Annotated in this window: 3 protein-coding genes and 2 pseudogenes; 2 read left to right on the top strand and 3 right to left on the bottom strand. The window is 72.0% G+C overall.

What is annotated here, in order from left to right; all coding sequences use genetic code 11:
• Positions 1 to 86 (bottom strand): annotated as a pseudogene (locus VIW71_RS09225) (TetR/AcrR family transcriptional regulator); the annotation flags it as partial.
• Positions 87 to 211: 125 nt separating this feature from the next.
• Between VIW71_RS09225 and VIW71_RS09220 the strand changes: the two are divergent.
• A pseudogene (locus VIW71_RS09220) lies at positions 212 to 678 on the top strand (nitroreductase family deazaflavin-dependent oxidoreductase).
• A 58-nt stretch (positions 679 to 736) separates the two neighbouring features.
• Here the strand turns inward: VIW71_RS09220 and VIW71_RS09215 are convergent.
• On the bottom strand, positions 737 to 1,981 hold the full coding sequence (locus tag VIW71_RS09215; protein WP_331621569.1) for a geranylgeranyl reductase family protein: 1,245 nt from the start codon (positions 1,979 to 1,981) through the stop codon (positions 737 to 739).
• A gap of 158 nt (positions 1,982 to 2,139) precedes the next feature.
• Here VIW71_RS09215 and VIW71_RS09210 point away from each other — a divergent pair, with 158 nt between their 5' ends.
• Entirely contained in the window at positions 2,140 to 3,513 is a 1,374-nt protein-coding gene (locus VIW71_RS09210; protein WP_331621568.1) for a dipeptidase, read from the top strand.
• 154 nt (positions 3,514 to 3,667) lie between these two features.
• Here the strand turns inward: VIW71_RS09210 and VIW71_RS09205 are convergent, their stop codons facing one another.
• Positions 3,668 to 4,726: an NUDIX hydrolase gene (locus VIW71_RS09205; protein ID WP_331621567.1), complete on the bottom strand. Its 1,059-nt coding sequence runs from the start codon at positions 4,724 to 4,726 to the stop codon at positions 3,668 to 3,670.
• Positions 4,727 to 5,137 lie beyond the last annotated feature (411 nt).

The raw sequence follows: 5,137 nt of genomic DNA, 5'->3' as shown, positions 1-5,137 counted from the left end.
GCGGCCAGCTGGCGTCTGGCCTCGTCCTTGATGGCCGCGGTGACTTCGACACGGGCTCGTTCCCTGACCCCTCGGATCACGCTCATCGGCCCAGTCTGCCACGACAGAGAGCAGCGCGAAAGAAAGAGAGCAGCGCTCTTGCTTTCCGTCGGAGCACCCTGGCACACTGTTCACAAGTGAGAGCACTGCTCACGAAATCGGAGGAGTCACCATGTCCGAGCAGGTAGCGCACGTCCGGAAGCCCGGCTGGTTCACCATCAATGTCTTCAACCGCGGCACCGCATGGCTGGCCCGGCGAGGCGTGAGCGTCTGGGGGTCCCGGATTCTGGCCGTCCGGGGGCGCAGGACCGGCACGAGTGGCGGCGCACCCCCGTCAATCCGCTCACCCACGACGGCGAGCGCTATCTGGTGGCGCCCCGCGGCCACGTCCAGTGGACGCACAACATGCGGGCGGTCGGCGGCGGCCGGCTGCTCCTGGGAAAGCACGTCGAGGAGTTCACCGCCACCGAGGTCGCCGACGACGACAAGCCGCCCGTACTGCGCGCCTACCTCAAGCGCTGGAAGGCCGAAGTCGGAGTCTTCTTCGACGGTGTCGGCCCGGACTCCACGGATGAAAGGCTGCGAGAGATAGCCCCCAAGCACCCGGTCTTCCGCATCCAGGCCACCGACGGAGACTGACCGCGGCGGGCCGGCGGATACCGACCCGCCGCCGGAGTCGTCAGGCCCTCGTGGGGCGTCAGGCCCGGTCCACGGCCTCCAGCGCGCGGCGGGCCATGGGATGAGTGCGGACGAGTTCGGCAAGCGAGCTCTTGCCGCGAGTGATACCGGCGAAGGCGCGCCAGGCGGGCGGGAAGGTGGTGAGCACGGCGTGCAGGACTCCCGGGCGCCGTTCGAAGAGGGCCAGCATCCGGCGGCCGACACCCATCTCGACACCGAGTCCGGCTTTCACGGCGAAGGCGTAGTTGAGGGCCTGGCGGCGGGCGTCCACCGCGTCGTGCGACTCGGCGATGCGGACCGCCCACTCCCCCGCGAGCCGGCCGGAGCGCAGAGCGTAGGAGATGCCCTCGCGGGTCCATGGTTCGAGCAGTCCCGCCGCGTCGCCGCAGACCAGCACCCGGCCACGGGAGAGCGGCGAGTCGTCGGCACGGCAGCGGGTGAGATGTCCGGAGGAAATCCTGGGTTCGAAACCGGACAGGCCGAGGCGGGCGATGAAGTCGTCCAGGTAACGCTTGGTGGCGCCGCCCTCGCCACGCGCGGAGATGACGCCCACAGTGAGGGTGTCGCCCTTGGGGAACACCCAGCCGTAGCTGCCGGGCAGCGGACCCCAGTCGATGTGCACACGGCCGGCCCAGTCCTCGGCGACGGCGGTGGGTACCGGGATCTCGGATTCGAGACCGAGGTCGACCTGGTCGAGCTTGACGCCGACGTGGGCTCCTATGCGGCTCGCGCTGCCGTCGGCGCCGACCACGGCACGGGCGTAGACGACCTCCTCGTCGCGCCTGCCGGCCGAGCCGCCGTTCAGTATCACGGCGACGGTGCGGCGGTCGGGGACACCGGGGCCGTGCTGCTCCACCCGCGAGACGGTCACGCCGGTACGCACCTCGGCGCCTGCCGCGCGAGCCGCGTCGACCAGACCCGCGTCGAACTCGGGCCGGTTGATGAGGCCGAAGAGCATCTGCCGCGAGCGCTTGGTGCGGGTGAGCTTGCCGTTGAGGCTGAAGGTGACGGCGTGCACCCGGTCGCGCAGGGGCAGCTCGAACCCGGGCGGCAGGGCGTCCCGGGAAGGGCCGATGATGCCGCCGCCGCACGTCTTGTACCGCGGCAGTTCGGACTTCTCCAGCAGCAGGACCCGACGGCCCGTCACGGCCGCCGCGTGGGCGGCCGAGGCTCCCGCGGGACCCGCGCCGATCACCACGACATCCCAGACGACCGTCTCGCCGTCGCCCGCACCGCTGTCCTGCGCCGCCTGCTCACCGCTCACGTCTGTTTCCGCTCCCGCTCGGCCCGTTCGGCTGTCGTCGCTGTTCAGCCGCATCCTATTGCGCCCGACAGAAACACCTCGCTGTGGCACCATCGGCAGCGAGCCGTCGCACCCACCGAACGACCGCTGTCACTGCAAGATCCCCGCTAGGAGAACTCATGCCGACCGTCCCGCTCTCCGAGACCGTGGCCTCGCTGATTCCTCGCGCCCGCGCCGAGCTGGCGGAGCTGGTGTCGTTCGCGTCGGTGGCCGACGCACGCCAGTTCCCGAAGAGCGAGTGCGAGAAGGCCGCGGCATGGGTGGCCGCGGCTCTGCGGGACGAGGGCTTCCAGGACGTGGCCCTGCTGGACACGCCGGACGGCACCCAGTCCGTGTACGGCTTCCTGCCCGGCCCGGCGGAGGCGCCGACGGTGCTGCTGTACGCGCACTACGACGTTCAGCCGCCGCTGGACGAGTCGGCGTGGCTGTCGCCGCCGTTCGAGCTGACCGAGCGGGACGGGCGGTGGTACGGACGCGGGGCGGCCGACTGCAAGGGCGGGCTGCTGATGCACTTCACCGCGTTGCGGGCGCTCAAGGAGCACGGCGGTGTGCCGCTCAACATCAAGGTGATCGTCGAGGGTTCGGAGGAGCAGGGCACCGGCGGACTCGAGCGCTACGCGGAGGAGCACCCCGAGCTGCTGGCCGCCGACACCGTCGTCATCGGTGACGTGGGCAACTTCCGGCTCGGCCTTCCCACGGTGACCTCGTCGCTGCGGGGCATGGTGCTGATGGAGGTGCGGGTGGCCACGCTGGAGGGCAATCTGCACTCCGGACAGTTCGGCGGCGCCGCGCCCGACGCTCTGGGCGCGCTGATCCACATGCTCGCCTCGCTGCGGGACGAGACAGGCGCCACCACGATCGACGGTCTTGACGGCACAGGCGAGTGGTCCGGGCTCGGCTATGCGGAGGAGGACTTCCGCCGGGACGCCAAGGTGCTCGACGGGGTGGAGTTGCTGGGCAACGGAACCATCCCCGACCGGCTGTGGGCCCGCCCCGCGGTGACGGTGATCGGCATCGACGCGCCTCCGGTCGTCGGCGCCACACCCTCCGTCCAGGCAGCGGCGGGCGCCCTGGTGAGCCTGCGGGTGCCGCCGGGGTTCGACGTCGGCAAGACCGCCCGGGCGCTGACGGAGCACCTTCGGGCGGCGGCGCCCTGGGGCGCGAGGGTCGAGGTGACGCTGCGGGGCAGCGGGCAGCCGTTCGCTGCGGACACCTTCAGTCCGGCGTACAGGGCGATGGCCGAGGCGATGCGGGAGGCGTACGACGAGGAGATGGCGGTCGCCGGGCAGGGCGGTTCGATACCGCTGTGCAACACACTGGCCACGCTGTACCCGCGGGCGGAGATCCTGCTGATCGGGTTGAGTGAACCGGGGGCGCAGATCCACGCGGTCAACGAGAGCCTGTCGCCGCAGGAGTTCGAGCGAATGTCGCTCACGGAGGCCCTCTTCCTGCTGCGTTATGCGGCATCGCAGTCGGCGGGTCAGGGGGTCTGAGCGCACTGGGCCGGCCGGGTCCGCGCACGGGCCTGGACGAACCCGAGCGGACCCGGGCGGCGGCCCGATCCGGTGGACGTGGCCCGTGCTCGCTGGCGTGTTACGGCCACGGAGTCCTGCGAGCAGGGCCGAGCGAGGCCGTTCTGACACCCGGTCAGCGGGGCGCGCCGTCAGCCGGCCATTCCGCGGGGTGCCCTGCTTCGAGGTTGAGCGGGCGGCCCAGTTCGCGCGCGCGCAGCGCCCAACGGAGCCGGTCCAGCCGTACCGGGGGCAGCAGGTCTGCGGCCTCGTCCTCGGTGACGAAGCGCCAGCCGCGCAGTTCGGCCTCGGGCAGCAGCAGCCGGCCGATGTCCGCGGTGGGCATCCGGCCGCCGTCGAAGATCAGCCGGAGGCCGCCGTGGCCCGGCGGGTGCGGCGGCTCCCAGTCCACGACGAGGAGTTCGAGACCGCCGGTGAGTTCGATGCCGAGTTCCTCGGCGACCTCGCGGTGGCCGGCGCGTGCGGGGGACTCGCCTGATTCGACGACGCCGCCGGGGAACTCCCAGCCGGGCTTGTAGGTGGGGTCGACCAGCAGGACCCGGTCGGCGTCGTCGAAGAGCAGTACCCCGGCGGCCACCGTTTCCGCCCGCGGTTCCGGGGTCTGGATGATGCCGCAGGCCCCCGCGCCCCGGCCGACGGCCTCGGTCACCTCCAGTGCGGTCTGCCGCGGGCTGAGCCCAGCAGTGCACACGACATGCGCGTCGAGCACCAGCCAGGGCAGCGCCGCCAGATACTCCGGGACCCGGTCCAGGGCCCAGCGGCGGGCGGTCTCGTCGGCCTCGGGGTCGTCCGGGTGGTCCCGGCGGGCGGCGATGCGTTCGCGCAGGACGGTTTCTCCCGGCTCGAGCAGCACATGCCGGATCTCGATCCCCCGGGAGGCGAGGCCGCCGAAGATCTCATCGCGGTACTCCTGCCGCAGCAGCGTCATCGGCGCCACCAGCACCCCGCCGACCTCGTTGAGCAACGCGGCAGCGGAATCCACCACCAGTCGGCGCCAGATGGACAGTTCCTGGTATTCCGTGACGTCCTGGAGCTGCTTCTCGGGCAGCAGCTGACGCAGGCAGTCGCCCACCGCGTCGGGGTCGTACAGGGTGCTTTCCGGTATCAGGTCCAGCAGTTCGCGTGCCGCGCTGCTCTTGCCCGCGCCGAACGCCCCGTTCACCCAGATGATCACGGTGCCCCCTTCTCCGTAGACCCCTACGAATTGCCCGGATCATCGGCCCCGGCAAACGCACCGCCCCGTCCCCCGCCCGGCCGCACGCCGACGACCCGGCCCCCTTTGCAGCGCAGCCGGTCGCGCAGCGCCCGGAGCACGCACGCCACGTACACCGTGCGCGTGACGCACGGGGACGTGCCCGGCCGCGACACCGCGCCGATCGTGGACAGAGCCGCTGGTCCGGGGCTCCGTGGGAGACACACCCGGCGGGGCCGCCCCGCGCCGTCGGCCGGGCCTGCGGGAGGCGGCCGGGCTGGAGGTGCGGGCGCCCCCGCCGACCCGTCCAGCGGGTCCTTCACCACCCTGGAGAAGGGCAAGGTCACTACCGGGCCGCCGAGTCCTTCAAGGTCGGCGGCACCGCCGGCGTGG

It is taken from the genome of Streptomyces sp. (assembly GCF_036524955.1).
Classification (GTDB): domain Bacteria; phylum Actinomycetota; class Actinomycetes; order Streptomycetales; family Streptomycetaceae; genus Actinacidiphila.
Note: the sequence above shows the minus strand (reverse complement) of the source record. Positions and strands in the feature narration are given on the sequence as shown.

Bases quoted from the DNA above. Each gene is read 5' to 3' on its own strand.
- VIW71_RS09210 (WP_331621568.1), top strand. From the start codon at position 2,140: ATGCCGACCGTCCCGCTCTCCGAGACCGTGGCCTCGCTGATTCCTCGC.